The following is a 24,201-nucleotide window of genomic DNA, read 5'->3' as shown; positions in this document are numbered from 1 at the left end:
CTTAAAAGATATAACATCTTCCTCCTTAGCTCAGTTGGTTAGAGCATCTGACTGTTAATCAGAGGGTCCTTGGTTCGAGCCCAAGAGGGGGAGCAAACAGAAAGCCATCCACATCGGATGGCTTTTTTTTATTGTAAACAATTTAGATACTTCGCCATTTTTTAGGCAACATTTAATTTGTTCGGGAATTTTTACCTCAACAGTCGAATTCGATCGCTACACGGGTAAAATCCGCATTATGTGACTAAATTTGTTTTGTATATTTGCCGCCTACATTTTGGCCTCGTAGTTCAACGGATAGAATGGGAGTTTCCTAAACTTTTGATCCAAGTTCGATTCTTGGCGGGGCTACATAGCAATCCGGAGTCTTTCTCCGGATTTTTTTATTTGTGCCGGAAACTACCGTTTTCCAGCGAGATTGGCCAGAGCATCTTCCAAAGCAGCCAATCTTTTTTCTACTTCGTTTTCTGAGGGGAGATTGTAGTGGAAAACATGCCTGACCAGCCAAACGGCAGACAAGGACGACATCGGGATTTCAATCGCGTCGATGCCAGGTTGAGAAGCCTGAAGCGCGACCGAATTGCCGGAGACCGTCATCTTGCGCAACAGCAGTTGTCCTTTCGTGGCAACGACCGCCAATTTACCCGATGCCATGCCGAGATCGTTGAGTTCTACCTTTTCCCCAATGACGGTGTCTTTCGGGAGCAGCGGAAGCGGACCGGCGGACATCGTGGCATCCTCGACCACGAAAGCGGTTTTGTCCGTCGGAGTCGTAAACGGCAGGAAAATCATCGGCAACGCAATCCGGGTTGGGCTGATCAGCGAGTCCAGGAACGCGTCTTTATTTTCTTTAGTTACGCAAGGAATTCCCTCAAAAACCGAATCCTGGGATTTAACCGAACTCGTCGTAATGGTTTCGTTGAAGCGCAACAGCCGGTTTACCGTAAGTTCCTTTGTGAGCAGTTCTTCAATATCAAGCGTGAAGTGATTGGCAATTTTAATTACCGTGTCCATTTTCGGATTGCTGCGTCCTTCTTCATAAGCGCCGAGCGTGGCCCGCTTGAGGTCGAACATTTCAGCGAATTGTTGTTGGCTCAAACCATGGACGCTTCTGATCTTTTTTATATTTTTTCCGAACATGCTACTAAAAATTGCTAAAAATATTTGCAAATATGAAAACAGGTTTTATATTTGTGCTATTGTTATTAGCAAATATAGCAATTTGGCCAACGCTTTGAGCAATTTTATGAAAATTGCTGAAATTGAATCACAAACTGCCAATTTAATTTGACTGTAAAGCACAAAAAAGCGAGTTTTATCACCAACCAAAATTCCATTTATGAAGGACTATTTCGATGTTGTCAAGGGCTATCTGACCCACCTCGAGCTCGAGATTAAATATGAGAACCGCAACGAATGTGTTCTTATCGCGAGCAGCGAACAGGAAGGCATCTTCAACCTTATCATTTGTGTGGCCTATCCAATCGTTATTTTTGAACAGTTCCTTTTCGAAATCAAATCAGATTCCCCTTTGATCTACAAGGAATTGCTCAAAAAGAACCGCGATATCATACACGGCGCATTTGTCCTTGATGAAACGGGAAGAAAGGTGATCTTTCGGGACTCGCTTCAACTCGAAAACCTTGACCTCAATGAGTTCAATGCGACGCTCAACTCGCTTAGTTTGTTGCTGAGCGAGTATTCCGAACAGATTATTAACTTTTCTAAAAACTGACACCATGAAATTCCTGAGACGACTTTTCAAGATCGGGCAAGCCGAAGTCCACCACGCAATTGACAATATGGAAGATCCGATAAAGATGACCGAACAAGGCATCCGGGATATGAAAGAAGACCTGGACAAAGCCCTCGAAGCCCTGGCGCAGGTCAAGGCGATGAGCATCCGAGCCAAAAAAGAGGTCGGCGACTATGAGGAAAAAGCCGAAGACTACAATGAAAAAGCGATGCTGCTGTTGAAAAAAGCTCAAAACGGAGGCATGGAACCGGCAGAAGCCGACCGCTTGGCAACCGAAGCTTTGGTCAAGAAAGAAGAAGCGATCCAGCTCAAGGACCGCGCAATTTCCGACAAGGAAAAATTCGACCAGAACGTCCTGCAAATGGAAGGAAACGTGCAGACGATCAAGCAAAATATCTCCAAGTGGGAAAACGAGCTCAAGATCTTGCGTTCGCGCGTCAAAGTGGCCGATGCCACCAAAAGCCTCAACAAACAGATGGCCCGGATCGACGGAAACGGGACGATCGCTTTGCTGGAACGCATGAAAGAAAAAGTCAACCAGGAAGAGGCGCTCGCCGAAGCGTATGGCGACATCGCCAATTCGTCAAAATCAATAGATGCCGAAATCAACAAAGCCGTAGACGTCAAGAAATCGAAAGCAAACAGCGAATTGGAAAAGCTCAAAGAACAACTCGGTATAAACGGCAAGAATGACTGATTGCAATATCAGGACGCCTAATTCACCGCTCGCGCAAAATAACTTATGAAAGAACTTTTAGAAATCTCGTTTTCGCCCGTCAACGCCTTTTTCACGATAATGTCCATCGCCATGCTGCTTTATTGGATCTTGGTCATTATCGCCGGCCTCGATCCGGATGCGTTCAGCATCGACTTTGATTCAGCCGACGTCGGGAGCAATTTCGACCACGACCCTTCCGGAAGCGGAAACGCGCATGAGGGCAACGGATTCATTAAAGTGCTAGAATATTTCAATTTCGACGAACTGCCGCTGATGTTCATCCTGACCATCATTTTTTTCAGCATGTGGCTCATAGGCGTGAACGTTACCTATTACACAGGAATCGAAAGTACGCTCCTAGGTTTCTTATTGCTGATTCCAAACTTCATCCTGAGTCTTTTCGTCGTCAAGCTTTTCAGCAAACCGCTCGGTTACCTTTACAAACAGCTGAACCACAAAGGTGAGCCGGAAATCGATTTCCTCGGAAGACGCTGTGGTGTGCTTTCGTCTGTGGCCGCGGACAAGACCGGGCAAATCGAACTTGTCGTGAACGGCGATCCGATGAAACTCTACGCCCGGAGCAATACAGACGAAATCCTCAAGCCGGGCGAACAAGGCGTCATCGTCGGCGAAAGCGCAGACAAGAAATATTACCTCGTCGAGAAGTTCGACTACTGAAACCAAAACCTTTAAATATTCACCAAATAAACAAACACAAATGCTAGGAAATTCGCTACTCATTACTATGATTGCCATCATTGTCGTCGTCATCGGACTGTTGGTGTGGGTCATTTCGATGTACAAAAAAATAATCCAAGGGAAAGTCATCGTGCGCACGGGAGCCGGCGGGACTAAAGTGTTCTTCAACGCCGGGCTTGTCGTCCCTGTATTGCACAAAATGGAAATCATGGATATTTCCGTAAAGAAACTCGACGTAGAACGCACCGGCGTGAACGGGTTGATCTGTAAAGACAACATCCGCGCAGATATCAAGGTGACGTTTTTCATCAAGATCAACAAATCGACAGCCGACATCATCAACGTTGCGCAAACCATCGGTTGTGAACGCGCTTCTGAAATAGACGTATTGAGAAACCTGTTTGACGCAAAGTTTTCGGAAGCGTTGAAAACCGTCGGAAAGAAGTTCGATTTTGTCGAATTGTACGAAGCCAGGAGCGAATTCCGCGAGGAAATCATTTCGATCATCGGAACCGACCTTAACGGATATGTCCTCGACGACTGCGCAATAGACGACTTGGAACAAACGCCGCTTTCCCAGCTCAAAGCCGACAATATCCTCGACTCGGAAGGTATCAAAAAAATTACGGAGTTGACCGCGGCGCAAAATATCAAGGCCAACCTGATCCGTCGGGACGAAGAGAAAACCATCCGCAAACAAGACGTAGAAGCCAAAGAAGCGATCCTGGCCCTCGACCGACAATTGGCCGAAAAAGAAGAACAGCAAAAACGCGAAATCGCCAACATCAAGGCGCGAGAGGAAGCCGAGATCATCAAAGTCAATGAGGAAGAGCGATTGAAGTCTGAAACGGCACGCATCAACACTACCGAAAAAGTAATGGTGGCCGAAGAGAACAAAGACAGGCTCGTGATCGTGGCATCCAAGAACAAGCAGCGAACCGAAGCCGTAGAAACAGAAAGAGTCGAAAAAGATCGCGCACTCGAGCAAACCGAAAGAGAACGCATCGTGACGTTGGCGCAAATCGAAAAAGAAAAAGCCGTCGAGGTCGAGCGAAAAAACATCCAGAACGTAATCCGCGATCGCGTCGTGCTCGAAAAAGGAGTCGTCCAGGAACAGGAAAACATGAAGGACATCGAGGCGTTCAAGGAAGCCGATCGCCAGAAAAAAGTGGCCGTCACGCTCGCCGAAAAAGAAAGTGAGGAGCTTTACATCAAGCGCTTGAAAGCTGCCGAAGCAGAAAAAGAAGCTGCCAAACAAAAAGCGGAGGAAATCAACATCGAGGCCACGGCAAGGATGGCGGCAAGCGAGAAAGAGGCTGAAGCCAGGAAGATTTTGGCCGACGCAAAAGCCAAAGAAGACGCTACGCTAGGACTTTCCGAAGCACAAGTGATGCATGCCAAAGCCGATGCCAGCGAGAGACAGGGAATCGTAGAATCTGTGATCATCGAGAAGAAAGCCGTTGCCGAAGCCGCCGGAATCAAGGCCAAAGCCGAAGCCGAACTCCAGTTGGGCGCGATGGAAGCCGAAGTCATCAAGGAAAAAGCACTCGCGGAAGCACTCGGAATCCAGGAAAAAGCGGAAGCAATGAAAAAACTGGATGGCGTCGGGAAAGAACACGAGGAATTCAAGTTGCGTCTCAACAAGGAACTTCAGGTCGATTTGGCCCACATCAACATCCAAAAGGACATTGCCGATGCCCAGGCCAATGTGATCGGGGAAGCGTTGAAAGCCGCGAAGATCGATATCGTGGGAGGCGAAACGATGTTCTTCGACCAAATCGTCGGGCAAATCACGCGCGCCAAAGGTTTCGACAGACTGGTGAACCATTCGGAAAACATTACCGAGATCAAGGATGCGATTTTGGGAGAAGGATCGGAAGCAGACGGCAACCTGCTTGACAGGATCAAAGGTTTTGCCGATAAATACGGGATTTCATCCGAAGACATCAAAAATCTGACTGTTGCCGGATTGCTCGTCGAACTGCAAAACCGAAGCAATGACGAAGGCGAGAAAAGCCTGTTTTCGAAATTGACGGACATGGCCAAAAACCTTGGATTGTCCGGGAAGAAGCTCGGCTGATACCCTTAGAACAACAGTTTCCCGCGTAACTTCTACGCGGGTTTCTTATTTGCCCTGACATCGGGAAAATCAAAAAAAGAACACATGAGTACACTCGAAGGCGGTACATATGAAATCATACGCAGCAGGCTCGACGCCCAAAAACAGGATTTGGCGGGCAGGCTGCAGCAATTGAACGAGGCGCGAAAGCTGATTTTCGGAAGTACCGAAACCAAACTTATAGGCAACAACCGCATCATTACCGAGAACAATTGCATTCCCAGCGATATCGTTTGCCTGGGCAATACCTGCATTTTTGGCTACAATGTGCATTTTGGCCTGAGAACGGACATCAAGACGGAAGACGTCTTTAGCATTTACACGTATGAAAACGGAGAGTTTCATCAGCAAAACATGGATTTCATCGCAGATGCAACGTTCCTCGACGACTTCTTCAATCTCTACAAATATTATCGCGATACGGAGTTCCGCAAATTTTTCGTTACCGGGAATTACCTGCACATGGTCTTCCAGCTCAGCGACCGCTTGACCGACATCAAGACATTCAAGTGGCTTATCAAAGACGATACGCTTTTTTACCAGGATAACCGCAGCGACAGCGAATACAAATATCCGCGACAACACGATTTCAACTGGCAGGAAGCCACACGCGAAATGCAGCGATACGGAAAGTTCCAGCACGTTTCGATACTGGACAAGGTTTTTGTGGAAACCATCGGCGGAACCTTGACGATAAAAATCGAAGACAACACCAGCACGGGAAAGGGAATTTATGACGAAGAAGTCATGCACGCCGACCAGACGCTCGACGACGGAAACTACCAATTCGCCGACCTCGGAAACCTCATCGCATTACAAATCAAACCGTTTCAGGAAGCGGCGCGATTTTTTATCTACAACCACAAATTACAGGAAGTCAAGAAAATTGACAGCCTCTCGACTTCGGCGATTTTGCTGCCGGATCAACACGGTCTGATCTTCTCGAACGGCTATTACCTCCAGACGGGCGAGTATAAGATTTTCGAAACCAGCTTGCAAAACCTTTTGTTCCAGGAAAGGATTACTTCTCCCAACGGAGAAGATTTCCTCTACGTTTTTTATGAGGAAAAATCCGGTCAGTATGTGCTGATGCAATACAACCTGATCACGCACGAGGTTACGACGCCCATCATCTGCAACGGATTTACAATTCTAGAAAACGGCGAGTTGTGCTATTTCAGGGCCGAGGCCGAACACACCAAAAACCATCTCGTCCAGATTTGGCAGACACCTTTTGTAAAAGGGGATGTGATGCCAACCGAGCACAAAGACAGCTTTCTCTACAAAATCGGGAACAAGGACATCGTAAAAGCAATGGCCGATTGCCATTCGATCATCACATTGCTCAGCAAAGACGACGACTACGACGGTTTGTATGCAGACCTGACGCGGCTCGCCCAGAACATTCTCGACGGTTATTACTGGATTACGAGCAAAGAAACGTTCGAGCTGCATCTTCCGTTGACGGAAATCAGGAACACGGCCAATACCGCGATCGACGAATTCGAAAAAGTCGTGCAATTGCGTGCCAATGCGGCCAAAACGACTGAGGCGGTCCGCGAAAAAGCCGAATCGCTTTTCACCAAAATCAAGAGTTCCCCTCTCGACAACATCGACGTTTTCGTAGCGGATTTATCAGGATTGCGCACTTTGAGAGGAGAGGTCATCAGTTTGCGCGACATCCGATACGTCGACGAAACGTTCATTGCCGAAATCGAAGCCGAAATTGTCGCCCAAACCGAAGTCATCTCCCAGCACTGCGTTCAGTTCCTGATGGACGAAAAGGCGCTCGTACCTTACCAAGACCGCGTTTCTGAAAAACAAAAAGACCTTGGGAAAATCACGACCGTGGCCCAGGCAAAAAGCCTGGAGGAAGAAGTCGATACCATTACGTCCGACCTCGAAATGCTCATCGACATCGTATCCAACCTCAAGATCGCCGACACTTCGAAATCGACGCAAATCATCAACTCGATCTCGCTTATTTTTGCCTCGCTGAACCGGCTCAAGGCCGACATCAAAAACAAGGTGGCATCGCTTGGCGGACAAGAAGCAAGAGCCGATTTTGCCGCCCAAATCAAGCTGGTCGACCAAGCCATCGTAAATGCGATCGACCGCGCGACCACACCTGAAAAAGCCGATGAGTCGCTCAACAAGATCTCGATACAACTCGAAGATCTCGAGGCCCGTTTTGCAGATTACGAAGAATTTACGGCCTCCATTCTTGAAAAGCGGGAAGAAATTTACGCCGCTTTCGAGGCTCGGAAAAACAGCCTGGTCGAAGTCAGGAACAAAAAAGCGGTGGCCATAGAATCTGCCTCGGGACGCATTCTCAAAAATGTAGCGTCAAAGGCGTTGACATTCAATTCCGCAGAGGAAATCAACGGTTATTTCGCTTCCGATTTGATGATCTCGAAACTGCGCGATCTCGTTTCCCAATTGCAACAGTTGGAAGACACGGGCAAGGCCGAAGCCATAGAAACACAGCTCAAGTCCGCCCAGGAAGATGCGATGCGCAAACTCAGGGACAAACAGGATTTGTACGAAGACGGAGAAAACATCATCCGGTTAGGCAAGCACAAATTTGCGGTCAACAAGCAGCCGCTCGATTTGACGATCGTCTATAAAGAGAACAAACTGAATTATCATTTGACGGGAACCGATTTTTACCAGGAAATTTCCGAGAATGCGCTTCATGATCTGCAAAAGTATTGGTCCCAGGATTTGATTTCGGAAAATGCCGAAATATACCGCGCGGCCTATTTGGCCTACAAAATCTTCGAAAACAGAGGTGCTGCCGCACTTTACGGCTTGACACACGAAGAACTCGAGGCCATCGTCAAGGACGAAACTTCAAAAAATTATACCGAAGGTTACGTAAAAGGCGTGCACGACGCGGACGCACTCAAAATCCTGACGGTGTTGGTCAACAAACACAACAACCTGAAACTGCTGCGTTTTTCGCCAACAACACGCGCGTTCGCACAATTCGTCTGGTTTCATCTCAATGCCGATTCGCGAAATGCGCTCAACGCTAAAATCAAGGCGTCGGGCAATGTTTTGGCGGTTTTTCCTCAGAGCACGGAATTCGAATATATTGTCGATGAACTGGAACAGAATGCGGCTTCGTTTTTAGCCGGCAACCCGATTTCGAAAAATGCCAACGTTGATGTTTCGGAAATCGCGCGTTATTTGTTCGAAGAGCTAAAAACCGACGACGCTTTCCACGTTAGCCGACGCGCATCTGAAATTGCCGAGAATTTTACAAAGATGCTCGAGTCCAAGGGCGCGCTGGCAAGTTTTAGGCGCAGTCTGGAATCGGCTGATGACACGACAGCCTTGCAACTGGCGATCCAATGGGTTTCGTCTTATTTGGACGAGGCCGGCAATCGGCAATCGAACGGCGATAGTTTGTCTGACTATCTCTATGAAGTTGTCGCCTTGCTGTTGTTCCGGCATGAATCGGCCGAAAAAGTCTCGGGAATCGAACCGGAAGAAATTATATCAGGCCTCGCCGGATCGCATCCGACGATTACCGACGGCGTTTTCCAGTTCCATTATCACGATTTCATGGCTTTGCTCAAGCGCTATTTCGAGACCGATGTCCCGGCTTTTGAGCGATTCCGCGAGCAGCGCCACCAATTGACACAGCAACTCAAGCACGAATTGCGCCTTCACGAGTTCCTTCCGAAAGTGCTGACCTCATTTGTCAGGAATAAATTGATCGACCAGGTTTACCTGCCTTTGTTCGGGGACAATCTCGCCAAACAGATCGGAAGTTCGGGCGATAGCAAACGCACTGACCGATCGGGCATGTTGTTGTTGGTTTCGCCTCCGGGTTATGGCAAAACGACGTTGATGGAATATCTGGCCAACCGCCTCGGACTGGTCTTCATGAAAATCAACGGGCCGGCGATCGGACACGAAATCACGTCCGTCGACCCGATGTCGGCTACGAATTCGGCCGCGCGTGAAGAACTCAAGAAGCTCAACCTTGCTTTGGAAATGGGCAACAACGTCATGCTCTACCTCGACGATATCCAACATTGCAGCCCTGAGTTTCTTCAAAAATTCATCTCACTTGCAGACGGAACGCGCAAAATCGAGGGTGTCCATAACGGTCAGGCCAAAACGTATGATTTGAAATCGAAGAAATTCTGCGTCGTCATGGCGGGGAATCCGTATACGGAAACAGGCGAGAAATTCCGCATTCCAGATATGCTTGCCAACCGTGCTGATATTTACAACCTCGGCGACGTGATCGGGAATACTTCACACCTTTTCGAATTGAGCCTAATCGAAAATTCCATGACCGCAAATCCTGTTTTGGCACAACTGGCGCGAAATATGGACGATTTGTATCCGTTGGTAAAAATGGCTGAGACGGGTCAGAAAGACGGCTTCGACCTCGTTGGGAACCACACCAGGCAAGATGTCGAAACTTACCTGTCGCTTTTGGAAAAAATCCTCAAAGTGAGACGCGTGGTGTTGCAGGCGAATGCTGCTTACATCGCTTCCGCCGCCATGGAAGATGCCTACCGCACAGAACCGCCGTTCAAGCTTCAGGGTTCGTACCGCGACATGAACAAGCTCGTAGCCAAGGTAGAACCGGTCATGAATGATTCTGAAATCGCAACGCTATTGCTCTCGCATTATCAGAACGAAACGCAAACGCTGACGAGCGCGGCAGAAGCCAATTTATTGAAATATAAGGAGTTGACCGGCACTTTATCGGAAGTCGAAAACGAACGCTGGGAGACGATCAAACAGACATTTGTCAAAAACAACAAGCTCAAAGGTTTCGGCGATAAGAGCGAAATGGCATTGCTATTACAACAATTTGCCGAATTCACAGGACATCTGGGCCAAATCAAGGACATTTTGGGGCAACAGTCCAAATGAAAACGGCCGTGATGATCGCACGGCCATTCGTTTTCACGCTTTACTTCTTGCTGTATTCGATGTAAAAGTTGTCCTTGGATTCGTTTACATGCTTCAATCCGTTCACGGTTCTGTCGCATCGTTCCAATTTGACGTTCTTGATTTCCTCGCTCAACGGCAAATTGACGATTTCATGAACGTAGAAGTCGTGTACGACGGTTGTCGGTTTCCCGTTCGCGACATACGAAATGCTGTTGGAAAACGCGAAGGGAGAATTTTCCAAACCAAAATTCACCGACTTGATCTTGCGCTTCGTCGGATATTTAACTAAGTCGCAGTGCGGGAAATAAAGCAGGTTGATCGTGTATTCCCTGAAATCTTTAGCGCTTTTTGGAGGAATTATTATTTCAGGTCGTTCAACGTATGAAGTAGAATGCCCACTGGAAACAGCTGCGGACGAGGCCATGTTCAGGCGATAGAGATACGTGCTTGCATAAGCCGCTTTCGTTTCGGATTTTGCCGTCATAAAAGTGCGTGCCTGGAAATAATCGTATGCCTTTCCGTTTACGATATAAAATGATTTGGCCATGTTGACGGTCAACGGTTCGGACGTTTTGTTGTAAATCGTAAAGCCCGCATCGCCTCCTTCTGCCCAAAAATCATACGAAATCCGGCACTCGGGAGTCTCATAAACGTTGCTTTGAGAATCGGATGCCACTGGTTTTGTCTTATAAATCTGATAAAATTTGTTTGTAGAGCAGGAACTAAAAACTGCGAGAATGCCAATAAGTATAAATTTTTTCATTGTAAAGGATTTTCACAAATCTAACGCATATGGAAAATATGGATTTACGGATTTCCGCAATCTGCTGAACATGATTAAAAACTTGTCTATCAATAACGTAAATGTTCGACGCACCGACGACTTCATCCAATATCCTCTTCCATATATGAATCGCCCACTCCAATGGTCTATTCGTTTGATAGACTCGCAGGAGCCGTAAGCCTGATGCTTTGCGATATAAAATCCCAATCTTCTTCTTGTGCGCCACCATGGTCGGGAACGGCACCTCGGATCTTATCGAGCAGGTTCGCTTCTTCATACGGAAGTAAATCGAGGATCACCGAGAGCACGCCACTTACGTTCGAGGCGGGATCAGGAATGAATGGGTAATCGCTGTTTTCTCCTTTGTTCAAAGCCAGGAGCGAAACTTTTACGATATCGGCTATCAAAAACATGACATCGCTGTAACCTGAAAGCCGAAGTTCTACGGTGTCTTGCTTTTTTTTGAGGTTTTCTGATGTTAGTAACCGGAAATGATCGGCGGCAAGTGCCAAAAACTCCGGGGCGAGCGTTAATCCTGCAGTTGTCATGAGTTGCTGTGTTTGATTGTTTCGAGTCGTTGTAATTCGTTTAGTGAAAGTTGCGTGGCTTCCGTCAGATACCGTTCACAAGTGCTTTCCAGAAACGCGTAGTCTGATTCGTCCATTTTCAGTTCATTCCAATGGCGCAACATGTTGGGAGACGCGTAAAGTCGTTTCAGGCATCTTTGGCCGACCTCCGTATGTGGTTCAAATATTTTTTCGTGTATGTCGGTGAAGGCACCCGTGATCGAGAACAGAAATTTCAGACTGTGGCGATTGGGCGTGTAGCCGATGAATACCCGTATCAATCCCAATGCGACAAATTCCATGGCGGTCGAAAGCATCGCTACTTTAATCAGTTCTACGTCGAGCCTTTCGCTTGAGACCGCACTTTCGAAATACTGGTTGGCCAGGGCGCTACACTTGTCCCAATATTGACGGGCGCCTGGAATATCGCGTTGCGGAAATCCCGTTTGGTTCAGGTAAGGCGGGTTTTTATGGTCCAGCGTCATCCTATATCCGAATCGCATCACCTGGTCGAAAAACCAGCGTTGGTCGTGGGATTTGGTTTGTAAGGATTTTGGTTTGTGCAACAGCAGCGCAATGGGCATTTCGCATTCGAACGCGGCCTCGATTTCCTGAGAAATCTGACCAGGAAGCGAGGTCGCGTCGTTATCCGAAACGATCAATATGCCCAGCCGATGTTGCGCTCGCCCAATTCCGCTCAGGCCAAACACATTGAACTCATTGTCGTTCTCATAACAATAACTGGTATTTGCCCCGAGGATTTTTGTCAGGACGGTTTGGATGGCTTCGAGCTGAGGAACTTCCATGGTTTTTTTTTGGAAAGTTCGCTATAGATTTGCGTGTGAGAAACTAAAGTAATTGGTATTGAACAAATTATGGGTTGTGTTTTATTGTAATTTGTCCCAAGCATTGTTTTCGATAAATGGTGATCATGCTGCAAAAGGTTTCATTACCATCTTATTTTTTGCGTCGATTATGGTATTCCGTAAGACAAATCTTAGGCAAGCGGTTACTTTCGCAAGGAAAACATGTTTAACCGATGCGGTGAAGTGAAAATTTTTACATTTGCCGACCAAACAAATTTCATTACAGTTTTATTTTTCGGTTTTGCCGGGATTTCAAAAATGATTTCCGACGGGAAAATACGCATTACGCCGTATTGTATCCGCCGGAAAGCGTCATTACCGTTTGCATCTAATTTTTTCGCCTATGAGGATTTTTCTACTATTCGCTTTTTTATGTTTTGGATGGATTGCTGAAGCTGACGTTTTGCCCCCGTCTGCAACGATTGCTGTTAGTTCAGGAAGTCCATTTTGTCAGAATAGCCCGGGACCGACAATTACCTTTACGGGAAGTGGTGGGAACGCGCCTTATACTTTTACGTATACCATAAATAATGGCGCGCCTCAGACCACCGGAAATTCAAATGGGGCCGGAGTTTTTACACTAAGTGGGACTACTAGCTTGACCGGCACAACGACCTATACTTTAACAAGTGTTCAGGACAGCGATGGCGAGTCTCAAAATGTCACTGGGACTGGTTCTTATCAAGTTTCACTTTCTCCCGATCCGACAATGGGCGGAACTGGCGCGGGAACAACATTTAACGGTTTCCCAGTTTTCCGAGTTTGTTCCAATGGAAGCACAACATTTAATTTTACAAACACATCGTCTACGACAGCTACAAATCAATCTTACACCATCAATTGGGGCGATAATTCACCAAATTTTACAGGAACGAATTGGACAACATTGACCCATCCATATGCGGTGGGCATTTATACCTTAACCTATACAATAATCGGGACTAATGGATGTTCAAAAAGCCGCGCATATACTGTATTCATCGGCAACAATCCAGCGGTAGGCTTAGGAAATCCTGGAAATACAGATGTTTGTTCAAATCAAACTTTGACTTTTCCAATAACGGGGACGGCCAATAATCCGACAGGAACAATTTATACAGTTACATTTAACGATGGGTCGCCCCCTCAGGTTTTTAATCATCCTCCACCTTTAAACGTCTCCCACACTTTTAATATCTCGTCGTGTGGAACAAATAGTTCCGATGGAAGCAATAGTTATCCAAATTCGTTTTCCGCAAACATCGTTGCCTCGAACCCTTGTGCAACATCCTCCGTTGGCGTTGTTCCAATCTATGTTTCCGCGATGCCGCAAGCAAGTTTCGATGTACCGAATGGGGCTTGCACAGGGAATACTGTCTGCCTAAACAACACTTCTGCAGGAAATCAAATTCTTGGTGGTCAGTGTTCTGGTCCGGCGGGAGTTTGGAATATATCTCCTTCTACTGGTTTCACGTTGTCGGCCGGGAGTAATCTAGGAAATGATTTTGGTTCAATCGATCCCGGTGAATGGCTTCCCGGATCGGCCAATTTATGTCTGATCTTTAATTTGCCTGGCACGTACACATTAACCCTTAAAATCGCCAACAAATGCGGTATCGACACCGAAGTCAAGACTATCTGCGTTTCGGCCCCGCTATTACCTCAATTCACGCTTAACACGAATACCGGCTGCGCGCCGCTTTCAGTTTCTGCGACGAATACGACGAATCTGACGTCGGTTTGTGGAACCGCTACAAACACATGGTCTGTTGTTCATACTTCAGGATTTTGTGGGACCTCTACCGTAAACATCCCAAGTCAAACTTCGACAAACGCGGGTTTTAATTTTACTGAACCTGGAACGTACACAATCAGATTAACGACAACAAATTCCTGTGGTTCCACTTTTGTTGACCAATCCGTCACCGTCAAAAAACCACCCACTGCGTCGATCAATACCGTCTCCAATCTGTGCGGTTCTGGAACCATAACGCCCCAAGCGGTAGTCGCTTCATGTTCGACCACGGCCATCAGTGCACTGAACTATAACTGGAGTTTTCCCGGCGGCACACCAAGTTCGTCAACGGCACAAAATCCGGGTCCAATTTCTTATTCGACATCCGGAAATTACACAATTTCACTAACGGTTTCCAATGAATGCGGAAGCTCAACCACCGCCACACAGTCGTTCTCCGTTAGTGCGTCCCCGACAATCACGAATTCCAGTTTGAACCAAACGATTTGCTCGGGAACCTCTACCGCCGCGATCAATTTGGCTTCATCTTTACCAAACACCACATACAGTTGGACTGGAACACAATCAAGCGGCGTCACGGGTGCGCAATTGAGCGGAACGAGCGCGATAATTCCCGCGCAAACTTTAATGTATTCGGGCACGGGAACCGGAACTTTAACCTATGTCGTCACGCCATCGACAGCGGGTTGTCTCGGAACGCCCGTCACGATCGTTATTACTGTCACTCCGGCACCAACTATCACAAGCCAGCCTCAGCCCCAAACGCTTTGTCAGGATGGAACTGCCAATCCGTTGGGCTTTCAGATAAACGCAGGTTCGGCCACGCCAACGTATCAATGGTTTTCTAACATATCGAATTCAAACACAGGCGGAAATCCCATTTCAGGCCAGACAAATTCAACTTTTACGCCTCCAACAACAGCTGCGGGAACGGTTTATTATTATGTAATCGCGTCGTTGGGATCCGGCGGATGTTCGGCATTGACTAGCGCCGTCGCACAAATTACGGTGCACCCGCTGCCACAGGTTTCGGCCCAGCCAATAGCCTCCCAAACGATTTGCGTCGGAGGAACGGTTTCGGCATTGACCGCTTCCGTTTCGGGCGGGACGGGAACACCTGCCTATCAATGGTACTCCAACGGAACAAATTCGAATTCAGGCGGAAATCCCATTCCTGGCGCGACTTCGGCCGCGTTTACACCGTCGAATTTCAATGCTGCGGGAGACCATTATTACTACTTGGTTGCCACGTTTTCGGGCGTCGGATGCGGAAATGCCACCAGCCAGGTCGCTCACGTTGAAGTGCTTCCGGATCCGACGTTTACCGCTCAGCCGGTTGCTTCCCAAATCTTGTGTCAGAACGCAACGCCTCAACTCCTCACAACCGCGGCAACCGGCGGATCGGCCGCAACTTTCACCTATCAGTGGTACTCAAGCCCTACAAATTCCACGGCAAACGGCATCCCGATTCCCGGCGCGACAAATCCCACTTTCGATCCGCCAACGACCAATGTCGGTACAGTTTATTATTACTGCGTCGCGAGTCAGGCGACTTCGGGCTGTTCGGTGACAAGTTCGGTGTCCGTCGTGACGGTAAACACTTCTCCTTCCGTAATGGTTCAACCGCTTTCAAGCCAGGTTTGCCTTGGCGGAACAATAGCAGCCCTGACCTTTACTACCGCAAACGGACAAGGAGCGGCAACGTACCAATGGTTTGAAAATACGACAAACACTAATTCCGGCGGAACACCAATTCCGGGCGCCACAACTGCAACGTACACACCATCTTCCAGCGCAGACGGAATATTTTATTACTATTGTGCAATCACGTTTTCCGGAATAACAGGATCCTGCGCCACGATTTCGACCCAAGTGGCGACTATAATCGTTACGCCAGGCGCGACGATTTCGGCTGAACCGATGACTTCGCAACAGATTTGCGTCGGAAGCACATTGCCGTCACCGCTTACAGTGACATACACAGGCGGAACAGGAACGCCGACGTATATGTGGTATTCGACGAACTCTCCGAATCCATCTGGAGGAACGGCTATTGGAACTAATTCAAGTTCGTTTACGCCCGCGGTGTTTACGACTCCCGGAATCTACTATTATTATGTCTCGATACAATTGAGCGCGAGCGGATGTGCGCCCGTGACGAGCCAGATAGCCCAAGTAACCGTTGTAGCGGATCCAGTTGTTACAGCTCAACCGACTGCGTCGCAAACCTTGTGTCCGAATGAGAATGCGACGCCGCTTTCTGTTGCAGTTACTGGCGGAATCGGAACGGACTATTCATACCAGTGGTTCCAATCACCGACTCCAAACGGTTCAGGTACGCCTATTCCGGGTGAGACGAATCCGACGATAACTCCCCCAACTAACACGACCGGGACAATGTATTACTATTGTATCGTCAGCCAAGCGACAAGCGCGAGCTGCAACGCACAGAGTGAAGTTGCCGCGGTCACGGTTTCCCCTGCACCGCAGATTTCAACCCAGCCGGCATCTCAAACAATTTGCAGCGGACAATCGGTTTCCGCTCTTGGCTTTTCGGTGATCAATGGCGTAGGAAATGCGACGTATCAGTGGTTTTCGAATGTTACGGCGACAAATGTCGGCGGAAGCGCAATTAGTGGCGCGACATCAGCCACCTATGTTCCGGATAACGATATCGTTGGCGACTTTTATTACTATGCCACGGTGACGTTTCCAGATTTGGCAGGCAACTGCTCGAGTGTGAGTACGAATGCCGTGCAGATTTCGATCAACCAGAATCCGATAATTTCAAATAAAACCGAAACGATTTGTAGCGGGGCCAATTTTACGATCACGCCGACATCCGAAGGAAGCGACATCGTTCCGTTAGCAACTACATTTACTTGGTCCTCACCGACGGTTTCCCCTTCCGGATCGATTACCGGCAGTTCGGCACAAACGCTTCCGCAGACGAACATCAGCCAGCAACTTGTGAACGTTACTACATCCGCCGCGACGGTTACCTACAATGTTACGCCGCTTTCCGGAAATTGTCCGGGCGTGCCTTTTCAAGTTGTCGTAACCGTAAATCCTGCGATCAGTCCGAATGTAACGGTCAACGATAACTTGTGCTTTGGTGCGAATACCGCGTCGATCACCACAAATGTCGTTGGTGGAATTCCGTTTCCGACCGGTTCGCCATATCTCTATTCCTGGACTGGGCCGAATGGATTTATTGCTACCGATGCAAACATCTCAAACCTTGCTCCGGGACAATATTCGGTGACGATCATCGACGAAGGCGGTTGTCCTTTTTCGGACACGTACACGATTTCCGAACCGGCTCAACTGGAATTCTTAACTTCGTCCGAAACCGACGTCACCTGCAACGGTTTATCGGACGGTGCGATTTCTATCGCCATCATCGGAGGAACGCCAAATTATACGTTCAATTGGACAAAAGACACGGCTCCATTCTCGACAAGCCAAAATCTTATCGGACTGGCGCCTGGCAATTACGAGGTTACGGTGTCCGATCAAAACGCTTGTCCGGCGATCATGATGACTTTTACGATTACAGAACCTCAGCCGCTGGTTGCATCGGTTTCAGCCCAAACTAACATAGAATGTTTTGGAGCCAATACGGGCGCACTTTCCGTTGCGGTCGCAGGTGGAACTCAGATCGCGACCAATCCAAACATGTATCAATTTGCATGGACTGGCCCGAATGGATTTACGAGTGTTGATCAAAACATTGCGGATCTGATTGCCGGAGATTATATTTTGACGGTGACCGATGCCAATAATTGTCAGACGACATTAACTGCTACGGTTACTCAAAATCCTGAAATTCTGATAACGTATACCGCATCGGAAATTACCTGCTACGGAGCGAACGACGCCAATCTTACAGTGAATTTGAGCGGAGGAATTGCACCTTACTCTTTTGTTTGGAGCAATATGGCAACGATACTCAACCAGACGAATCTGGCGGCAGGCGATTATACGATTACTGTTACCGATGCGTTGGGTTGCGTAAAATCGCTGTTGATAAATATTCCGGAAGCTCCGATTTTTACGGTGAATCCTGTTGTGACTCAAATCAGTTGCCACGGCGAACAGGATGGCAGCATCGCACTGAATCTCGTTGGAGGAATTGCTCCGATTTCCTTGGTATGGAGCGACGGCAGCCCGGCTGGTTTGACGCGCAATAACTTATCAGCGGGGACGTATTCCGTTACGATTACCGATGGGAAACCTTGCGTGATACAACGCAGTTTTGTTATTGTCGAGCCTCAGCCCCTTGTACTTTCCGCCCAAATCAATAATGCGGACGACTGCAATTCTTCGAACGGCGGCGCGATCGACCTTTTGGTGGCTGGTGGAACGCCACCGTACGACTATGCATGGTCGAATGGAAGCACGTCCGAAGACCTGACAAACCTTACAAATGGCAACTACACCGTCGAGGTCACGGATTCGCGAGGATGTGTCACGAACGGCCAGTACTCGGTTCTGCGTCCAGACCCGATCGCAATTTCAGTTACGACCCAAACCGATTTTAATTGCGAAACGCACGAAGTCAGCCAAGATTTCGTGGCAAGCGTCACGGGCGGATTACCGCCTTATCAATTGCAATGGTCAAGTGGGACGGTTTCAGGCGTTAACAATGAAATAATGCACACCACTACAAACGGAATCGTAATGTTGACGGCAACTGACGCATTGGGTTGTTCGATGCAGTATTCGGTGAACGTTGACATTCCGGTGCTGGGTTATATCGATTTTGACATGGATTCTTATGGGAATGAACACTACGGCATTTTTTCGATAGAAGATCCAATAGCGTTCAACAGCACGATCACAGGCGATTACGAAACCGTGGTTTGGGATTTCGGGGATGGCACTTTCTCAAGCGAAGTCAGCCCGACGCATACTTACGTGAATCCAGGTTCTTATGTTGTCGTACAGACCGTCACGTATCCGTTTGGATGCCGCTATACCAAAGTCATCACGCTAATAGTCGAAGATGGCTATTTCCTGACGATACCCACTGCATTTACGCCGAACAACGACAACCTCAACGACAATTACCGTCCGGTTTCAAAGCGTCTCGAAGCGATCCGACTCGAAATTTACGATTCGTGGGGCTCCATGATCTTTAGCGAAATGGGCAATGTTTTGGTCGGTTGGGATGGCACGATTAAAGGCGCCGGAGCCGAAAACGGGAATTATTACTGCAAGGTTACCGCTAGAACCTTTTATGGCCGGACTGTATCTGAAACCCGAACTTTTGTACTAATCAAGTAAGCCACGCGCATGTCAACATCCATAAAAATAATTTTTCTTTTACTGCTGACGCCGATTGCTGTTTTGGCCCAGGATCCGATTTTTACGCAGTTCTACAACATTCCCGAAGCGTTGAACCCAGCTTTTACGGCATCGGCAAACACCTGGAATGCCGGAATTGCGCACCGACGCCAATGGCCAAACGACAACCGCCGAATCGATACACAATATGCGTTCGTAAGCAATTTGGCGACGGATGAGTTCGGTCTCGGTCTTACCGCTCAAAATCACAGCGAAGTTTTTACAGGCTACAATTATTTCAAGCTTAATGGGGCGGCGTCCTACCGTATCGATGTTAGTTATGACTGGCACATTCGGTTTGGGATCGAAGCCGGTTACGGACGAAAAGATTTCGGCTTTGGTGGGCTTTTGCTCGAAGATCAAATCAACATAGGAACTGGCACGATCGATGGGCCAAGTGTTGATCCTGGAGCAATGCGCAACAACAAGATTGGCTTTTTCGATATGAATGCGGGAATTTTAGCTGATAACGAGGATTCATGGGTTGGTGTGTCGCTTCGGCATTTAAATCGTCCGGATATTTCCTTTACCGAAAACGGGAATGTTCCTCTCAACATGTTTTTGTCTGTTCACGGCGGATATTTTTGGGATCTTGGCGGCCTTCCGTCTTTTTTCCTTCCCGAAGGCAGCACGTTGATGCTTATGGGAAATTATATGAGACAATCAGAATACAACCGGTTCGATCTGGGAGCAGTCATGGATTACGGCCGCTTTTCGATGGGCGTCTTTTCGGCAGTCAATCTCGAGCGCAAAACCAACGAGGGGCATTTGCTGACTTCGGTAAATCCTGTCGCGACATTGAATCTCGGAGAATTCCGGTTTGGGTATTCGTATGACATCAACACCTCAGGAATAGGAAGAACCGGAGGCGTGCACGAATTGACTTTGGTCTGGCAATCGAGCCGCGAATGTTCGAAATGCGACAACTACAAAGTCAGGTTGAAACGAAACGGGCAAGCGGGATATGTGAAGGGTTAATTGTTTGTGTCAATTTTTAACGTGGAAAAAAAATGACACCGATTTTGTGTCAAATTTTTTTGTTCGCAGAAATTGACACGACGACGACGCGGTTCTTTGCACTGCACCAAAAAAAGCGTCACTTCGGCCGAAATAACGCTTTTTCGTGGACTTTCGGTCCCGAATCCCTATTCCGTTTTGTTTTTCAAATCCCTCAGTTTGCTCGAAAGCCAAACGTTTCCGAAGGCGCCGAAGCCAACATTTTTCTCCTTTCCTTCCCAGGTTACTTTTGTCAGCGAAAACAAAACATAATTTTCAGAAGTTACCGCATTGTCGACGAGCCGATCGATTAGGGCCGTGGCGAAAATATTTCCGAAAGCTTCTCCCGCTTTTGCCCAATCGTTTTCGTCGGTGGTCGATTCTCGCGCACTCATTTCTTGCTTAAAATAAGCTTTCAGTTCGGCCCGGACCGATTCTTTATGTGTTTCGGAACCCGGATTGGTCAGCACCGCCAACAATAGTAAAAAGGCCGCCGCGGCAGGAATCAGATACTTTGATTTCATATTGGATTAAATGTGTTTATCTGCATTTTTTATAGCTGCACTGTCCCAGCCCGACCGCCTCAGCTTGTTTAACCGTAGATTCTTCTATGGTGTGCGTGCACCGTTTCAGGCCGCCACAATCGCGGTTAAAATGGTATTTCTTGGCGCCAGAACTTTTGCAAACCCAAACCTTTCCGGTAGCTGTTGAAGCTTCCGATTTTTCAGGTTCTGATGGCGTGTCAGTTTCGGCAAACGGCAGGATCAATGAACGATCTGTTGCATCGATTCCAGCAGGCGTTTCAGGGCCGGTTTGTTTACAGGCAAGTGCGATGAACAGCCAAAAAATAAGCAGCCCCGCCCGCGGAAGTATTGTTGTTTTCATTAATCATATTTGAAGTTTGACCAAGGAATGGACATTTTATGGCGTCCATTCGGAAAGTTTTTGATGTCCAAATAACACAACCCTTGTGAAGTAGGTTTTATTTGAACGCTGATTTCGACGAACGTTTGCCTTTTATCCTTAACGAACAACCCGCTGTAAGTATAATTTTACAGCAGTCACGCATCTGCATTAGCGGGCTTATTTTCATACGCCTGAAGGCTTTCCAGCAGCGCTTCGGAATGTTTGAAAATGTCGTCGACAGATTGGATCTCGTGCTTGAGCTCTTTTTTTTGTGCATCGAGCAATGCCAGGTATTTCTTCCCCGAATTAAGGTAAAGTCTGCACAACGTCTTGCGGTTGTTGTCGTCGAGCAAAATGGCGAAGTACGATTGCGCGTCCCGATGCACGATCCTCGCCGCCGCGACTTTCTGTCTTAAAATGGTTTTCACGATCATAAAACCCTCGAGCTCTTCTTGCGTCGTGACTACGCTGTCCGTCGGTTTTTGCGGTTCGGCAAGCGACTCCTGTTGCTCCCGATTCGCCTCGTCCTCTTTGGTAAGTGCAGATTTCAGGCGATCGGTGATCATGTCGCTGATGAATTGATGAAGCGACTTGCGCGTGAGGTTCGTAAATTGATCGAGGACTTTCGCGGTAATCGGACCCGGATAAACTTGTTTGGCAAAATGCTTTACGAAATCGGGCGTAGGCTCGTTGAATTCCAAGTCCAGCAATTTCTTGAGCTCGAACGTATATTTGAGTTCGCTTGCCGTATTGACGATATTGTTGAAGTCGTAATACGCCTTGTGGAATTTCTTGAGCTCCTCGATCTGATTGTCCTTGATTTCTGTGATGTTGAATGCAAAAAACGGTTTTTCGTCCATCTTGTTCGGCTCGACAAGGTCTGTGTAAAATCTATATTCAATGCCGTTGGTCAGGATCGAAAATTTCGCTTTTGTCGTATGAAAGTAGCGAAATAATTGGGACGCGTTGTTCACGTTTAACGGAGCCGCGTGGTGCTTGCATTCAATGAGGATGATCGGTTCACCGTTGCTCAAAATGGCGTAGTCGATCTTTTCGCCCTGTTTCATCCCGATGTCGGCCACGAGCTCCGGTGTGACCTCGGCCGGATTGAAGACGTCGTATCCGAGCTCGCGTATGAACGGCATGATGAAGGCGTTTTTGGTGGCTTCCTCGGTTTGTACTTGGGCTTTGAGCTTTATGACGCGCTCTCCCAGCAATCTGATCTGATCTTTAAAGTCCATCGGTAAAGTATTTTCCCAAACCTAAAAACTCTGCCGATCAATATCTTACGGTTTTCCGTAACGCGAACTATTTAAAGCGGAATTCCACCCATATCGGCAAATGATCCGAGATCTTGCGCGCTTCCTTAAGCGATTGGAATGTGGAATAGAACGCAGCGGCTCCTTTGTTCTCTACACTCATCCGATTCGCAAAATAGAAGAAATTGTCAAATTCCGAAGCGGTACAGTTTCCGTCGACACAAGCTGTCTTCAACGTCGTTTTCGTATTGGAGAAAACCGCCGAAAAGCCCGATTTCTTCAACGGACTAAATACCGAATGCGTCTGCGGGCAATTAAAATCGCCGGTGAAGACCAAGTTGTGACCGATGTATTTTTCGGGAAAGAATTTAAAGTATTTTATTTCGCGCTCGGGTTGCAGTTTCTTGGTTATCGCATGGAAGTTGACGATGGTAAGCTCGTTATTCTCATATCGAAACGTGCCCAGGAAAGGTTCGCGTTCGACCTCTGCGGCGAAATTTTGATCGAGCCACGGCGTCCCGACAAGCATCACCCGGGACGACTTCCACAAAAAAGCATATCGCTCGCGCTTTTGCCGATCGCCTTGGGTTGGCGCACTCACGACATATTCCCATTTCGATCCGGTTCGGTTGAGCGCGTCGGCCAAACGAGCAAGGGCTTTTGGTCCTTCTGGCCCGGCTACGATTTCCTGTAGTGCCACAAGGTCATAATTTCTTAGCGTCTGCGCGATGAATTCGATTGTCGCATCGTTTTTGGACTTTCCGAGATCGCATACGTTCCAGCTGCACAACCGAAGTTGCGTCCAACCCAAAAAATGCGCGAGCAAAAACAGAAGGACGAGACATTTCCTCATATCAATCCTAGGTCCTTAGCGATGGCGATCAATTGGACATTGTTATTGGCGCGCAACGTCAACTTGAGGCGGTTGATTCGTTTTTCGACACTGCTTACGCTGCTTGGCGACAACGCTTCTTTTTGGAATTGATCGGAAATATCGGCTTGGCTCAACCCTTCTGACAATAATTGCATGAGCTTCAAATCGTAGTCTTCGATTTCGTCGAGCGATTTGTCGGCCAGGATGTGCGCGATGTCGTGGGAAATATAACGTTCGCCGGCGCAAATGGCCTGGATGGCGCGTTTGATTTCGGGAATGTTGCCGCGTCCTTTCAACACGTAACCTTGAATTCCCAGTTCGTTAAACAAATAGTTTACAGAATGCGTGCGCTTCTCTACCGAAAAAACGATTACCTGCAAAGAAGGCTGGATTTCCCTTGCCGCGGCAATAAGTTCCATTCCTGTCTCTATTCGTACCTCCCGATGGTCTCTCGCGAAAGAGAGGTCGGTGATCAGGAGGTCGAAAGGCGTTCCGTCGAAAAGCGCGCGTTTTATCCGCAAAAGCGCATCGTCGCAATAACTTACGTGTTCGGAATCAGTGATTTGCAACATGCCTAACGCATCGCGCACGGCAACATTGAAACCGTCAAAATCTTCGGCAACCAAAACTTTTTTGAAACAATCCATAGCA

At 47.8% G+C, this 24,201-nt stretch carries 16 protein-coding genes and 2 tRNA genes; 9 read left to right on the top strand and 9 right to left on the bottom strand.

What is annotated here, in order from left to right:
• The first annotated feature begins 19 nt into the window (after nt 1-19).
• Nucleotides 20-93, top strand: a tRNA-Asn gene (locus HC229_RS04465).
• Between the two features lie 186 nt (nt 94-279).
• Nucleotides 280-351: transfer RNA gene (locus tag HC229_RS04460), tRNA-Arg, on the top strand.
• Nucleotides 352-399: 48 nt separating this feature from the next.
• Here HC229_RS04460 and HC229_RS04455 read toward each other — a convergent pair.
• The gene (locus HC229_RS04455) at nt 400-1,140 is read right to left on the bottom strand and encodes a helix-turn-helix transcriptional regulator (RefSeq protein WP_191019260.1); all 741 of its coding nucleotides are present in this window, start codon (nt 1,138-1,140) and stop codon (nt 400-402) included.
• A 199-nt stretch (nt 1,141-1,339) separates the two neighbouring features.
• On the opposite strand from HC229_RS04455, the gene HC229_RS04450 reads away from it, so the two are divergent.
• The 5 genes from HC229_RS04450 (at nt 1,340) to HC229_RS04430 (ending at nt 10,194) form a co-directional block, all read left to right on the top strand.
• Complete coding sequence (locus tag HC229_RS04450) at nt 1,340-1,735, top strand: type III secretion system chaperone family protein (protein ID WP_191019259.1); 396 nt, start codon at nt 1,340-1,342, stop codon at nt 1,733-1,735.
• 4 nt (nt 1,736-1,739) lie between these two features.
• Nucleotides 1,740-2,453 (top strand): PspA/IM30 family protein, encoded by a 714-nt coding sequence (locus tag HC229_RS04445; protein ID WP_191019258.1) that lies wholly within the window; start codon nt 1,740-1,742, stop codon nt 2,451-2,453.
• Between the two features lie 45 nt (nt 2,454-2,498).
• The gene (locus HC229_RS04440; protein WP_191019257.1) at nt 2,499-3,152 is read left to right on the top strand and encodes an OB-fold-containig protein; all 654 of its coding nucleotides are present in this window, start codon (nt 2,499-2,501) and stop codon (nt 3,150-3,152) included.
• A 67-nt stretch (nt 3,153-3,219) separates the two neighbouring features.
• On the top strand, nt 3,220-5,253 hold the full coding sequence (locus HC229_RS04435) for a flotillin family protein (RefSeq protein ID WP_408610252.1): 2,034 nt from the start codon (nt 3,220-3,222) through the stop codon (nt 5,251-5,253).
• A gap of 84 nt (nt 5,254-5,337) precedes the next feature.
• Nucleotides 5,338-10,194 carry a DNA repair ATPase gene (locus HC229_RS04430; RefSeq protein ID WP_191019255.1) on the top strand — a complete coding sequence of 1,619 codons (4,857 nt, stop codon included), beginning with the start codon at nt 5,338-5,340 and terminating at the stop codon, nt 10,192-10,194.
• A gap of 40 nt (nt 10,195-10,234) precedes the next feature.
• Here the strand turns inward: HC229_RS04430 and HC229_RS04425 are convergent, their stop codons facing one another.
• The 3 genes from HC229_RS04425 to HC229_RS04415 all read right to left on the bottom strand — a co-directional run bounded on the left by HC229_RS04425 (nt 10,235) and on the right by HC229_RS04415 (nt 12,371).
• The gene (locus HC229_RS04425; protein ID WP_191019254.1) at nt 10,235-10,978 is read right to left on the bottom strand and encodes a hypothetical protein; all 744 of its coding nucleotides are present in this window, start codon (nt 10,976-10,978) and stop codon (nt 10,235-10,237) included.
• Nucleotides 10,979-11,145: 167 nt separating this feature from the next.
• Nucleotides 11,146-11,547 (bottom strand): hypothetical protein, encoded by a 402-nt coding sequence (locus tag HC229_RS04420; RefSeq protein ID WP_191019253.1) that lies wholly within the window; start codon nt 11,545-11,547, stop codon nt 11,146-11,148.
• Nucleotides 11,544-12,371 carry a hypothetical protein gene (locus HC229_RS04415; protein ID WP_191019252.1) on the bottom strand — a complete coding sequence of 276 codons (828 nt, stop codon included), beginning with the start codon at nt 12,369-12,371 and terminating at the stop codon, nt 11,544-11,546. The genes HC229_RS04420 and HC229_RS04415 overlap by 4 nt, the downstream gene beginning before the upstream one ends.
• A 403-nt stretch (nt 12,372-12,774) precedes the next feature.
• On the opposite strand from HC229_RS04415, the gene HC229_RS04405 reads away from it, so the two are divergent.
• Both HC229_RS04405 and HC229_RS04400 read left to right on the top strand, forming a co-directional pair.
• On the top strand, nt 12,775-19,455 hold the full coding sequence (locus HC229_RS04405; RefSeq protein WP_332871628.1) for a PKD domain-containing protein: 6,681 nt from the start codon (nt 12,775-12,777) through the stop codon (nt 19,453-19,455).
• Nucleotides 19,456-19,464: 9 nt separating this feature from the next.
• Nucleotides 19,465-20,493, top strand: a complete 1,029-nt coding sequence (locus HC229_RS04400; RefSeq protein WP_191019249.1) for a PorP/SprF family type IX secretion system membrane protein — start codon at nt 19,465-19,467, stop codon at nt 20,491-20,493.
• Between the two features lie 167 nt (nt 20,494-20,660).
• Here the strand turns inward: HC229_RS04400 and HC229_RS04395 are convergent, their stop codons facing one another.
• From HC229_RS04395 to HC229_RS04375, 5 genes are all read right to left on the bottom strand, one after another.
• The gene (locus HC229_RS04395) at nt 20,661-21,035 is read right to left on the bottom strand and encodes a DUF4359 domain-containing protein (RefSeq protein ID WP_191019248.1); all 375 of its coding nucleotides are present in this window, start codon (nt 21,033-21,035) and stop codon (nt 20,661-20,663) included.
• A gap of 16 nt (nt 21,036-21,051) precedes the next feature.
• Entirely contained in the window at nt 21,052-21,396 is a 345-nt protein-coding gene (locus HC229_RS04390; protein ID WP_191019247.1) for a hypothetical protein, read from the bottom strand.
• Nucleotides 21,397-21,572: 176 nt separating this feature from the next.
• The gene (locus tag HC229_RS04385) at nt 21,573-22,658 is read right to left on the bottom strand and encodes a type I restriction endonuclease (RefSeq protein WP_191019246.1); all 1,086 of its coding nucleotides are present in this window, start codon (nt 22,656-22,658) and stop codon (nt 21,573-21,575) included.
• A gap of 67 nt (nt 22,659-22,725) precedes the next feature.
• Nucleotides 22,726-23,529, bottom strand: a complete 804-nt coding sequence (locus HC229_RS04380; RefSeq protein WP_191019245.1) for an endonuclease/exonuclease/phosphatase family protein — start codon at nt 23,527-23,529, stop codon at nt 22,726-22,728.
• Nucleotides 23,526-24,197 carry a response regulator transcription factor gene (locus tag HC229_RS04375; protein ID WP_191019244.1) on the bottom strand — a complete coding sequence of 224 codons (672 nt, stop codon included), beginning with the start codon at nt 24,195-24,197 and terminating at the stop codon, nt 23,526-23,528. The genes HC229_RS04380 and HC229_RS04375 overlap by 4 nt, the downstream gene beginning before the upstream one ends.
• Between the last annotated feature and the right edge of the window lie 4 nt (nt 24,198-24,201).

Source organism: Flavobacterium selenitireducens (genome assembly GCF_014748335.1).
Classification (GTDB): Bacteria; Bacteroidota; Bacteroidia; order Flavobacteriales; family Flavobacteriaceae; genus Flavobacterium; species Flavobacterium selenitireducens.
Note: the sequence above shows the minus strand (reverse complement) of the source record. Positions and strands in the feature narration are given on the sequence as shown.

Coding starts and splice junctions, on each gene's coding strand:
- HC229_RS04390 (WP_191019247.1), bottom strand. CDS start 21,396: ATGAAAACAACAATACTTCCGCGGGCGGGGCTGCTTATTTTTTGGCTG.
- HC229_RS04450 (WP_191019259.1), top strand. CDS start 1,340: ATGAAGGACTATTTCGATGTTGTCAAGGGCTATCTGACCCACCTCGAG.
- HC229_RS04405 (WP_332871628.1), top strand. CDS start 12,775: ATGAGGATTTTTCTACTATTCGCTTTTTTATGTTTTGGATGGATTGCT.
- HC229_RS04375 (WP_191019244.1), bottom strand. CDS start 24,197: ATGGATTGTTTCAAAAAAGTTTTGGTTGCCGAAGATTTTGACGGTTTC.
- HC229_RS04385 (WP_191019246.1), bottom strand. CDS start 22,658: ATGGACTTTAAAGATCAGATCAGATTGCTGGGAGAGCGCGTCATAAAG.
- HC229_RS04435 (WP_408610252.1), top strand. CDS start 3,220: ATGATTGCCATCATTGTCGTCGTCATCGGACTGTTGGTGTGGGTCATT.
- HC229_RS04380 (WP_191019245.1), bottom strand. CDS start 23,529: ATGAGGAAATGTCTCGTCCTTCTGTTTTTGCTCGCGCATTTTTTGGGT.
- HC229_RS04400 (WP_191019249.1), top strand. CDS start 19,465: ATGTCAACATCCATAAAAATAATTTTTCTTTTACTGCTGACGCCGATT.
- HC229_RS04455 (WP_191019260.1), bottom strand. CDS start 1,140: ATGTTCGGAAAAAATATAAAAAAGATCAGAAGCGTCCATGGTTTGAGC.
- HC229_RS04415 (WP_191019252.1), bottom strand. CDS start 12,371: ATGGAAGTTCCTCAGCTCGAAGCCATCCAAACCGTCCTGACAAAAATC.
- HC229_RS04420 (WP_191019253.1), bottom strand. CDS start 11,547: ATGACAACTGCAGGATTAACGCTCGCCCCGGAGTTTTTGGCACTTGCC.
- HC229_RS04395 (WP_191019248.1), bottom strand. CDS start 21,035: ATGAAATCAAAGTATCTGATTCCTGCCGCGGCGGCCTTTTTACTATTG.
- HC229_RS04440 (WP_191019257.1), top strand. CDS start 2,499: ATGAAAGAACTTTTAGAAATCTCGTTTTCGCCCGTCAACGCCTTTTTC.
- HC229_RS04425 (WP_191019254.1), bottom strand. CDS start 10,978: ATGAAAAAATTTATACTTATTGGCATTCTCGCAGTTTTTAGTTCCTGC.
- HC229_RS04445 (WP_191019258.1), top strand. CDS start 1,740: ATGAAATTCCTGAGACGACTTTTCAAGATCGGGCAAGCCGAAGTCCAC.
- HC229_RS04430 (WP_191019255.1), top strand. CDS start 5,338: ATGAGTACACTCGAAGGCGGTACATATGAAATCATACGCAGCAGGCTC.